1 protein-coding gene is annotated in these 601 nt (G+C 64.2%); it reads right to left on the bottom strand.

The genetic code is table 11. The annotated features are described in order from the left end of the window. Positions 1–601: transposase (locus IVA82_RS40505; protein WP_247493866.1), on the bottom strand; the 601-nt coding region annotated here is incomplete at both ends.

Genomic DNA, 601 nt, shown 5'->3' on the forward strand with positions numbered 1-601 from the left:
GTTGCGCGTGACGCGGCGAATGGTGCCCATCATGTTCTCGGCGATGTTGGTACAGGCGAGCGATCGACGAAGCTCCTTCGGCAGCTTCAACCGGACGACAGTCAGGATCTCGTCGAGGCCTTCGAGGATGCTGGCCGCGACGCCGGGCCATTGCTGGTCGAGTCGACGCGCGAGATTGCGGATCAATTTTTCAGCCTTGTCGGCGTCATCGAGCTCCCAGGCCTGGCGTAGCACCCGACGGCTGGCCGCATGGTTCTCTTTCGGCAGGCGTTCCATGATGTTGCGCGCCTTGTGGATCTGGCAGCGCTGGATCGGGGCGGCCGAACCGAAGGTGCGGCGGATCGCCTTCGACAACGCTTTCGCGCCGTCGACGATGAACAGTCTTGGCACCGTCGGGTCGAGCCCGCGCGAGACCAGGTTGTCCAGCAGGGACTGAACCGTTGCGGCGTTCTCGGTCGCTCCTTCCACCAGCGCCAGCGGATGCTTGTTGCCTTCGCCGTCAACCCCGATCGCGGCGACCAGCACGAGATCGTCGCCGAGATGCAGCCCGTCGATTTGGACCACCAGAAGGTCGAGCGCGGACAGATCGGCAGCCATGAAG

Origin of the sequence: Bradyrhizobium sp. 142 (assembly GCF_023074015.1) — a bacterium.
In the GTDB taxonomy this organism is placed as follows: Bacteria; Pseudomonadota; Alphaproteobacteria; order Rhizobiales; family Xanthobacteraceae; genus Bradyrhizobium.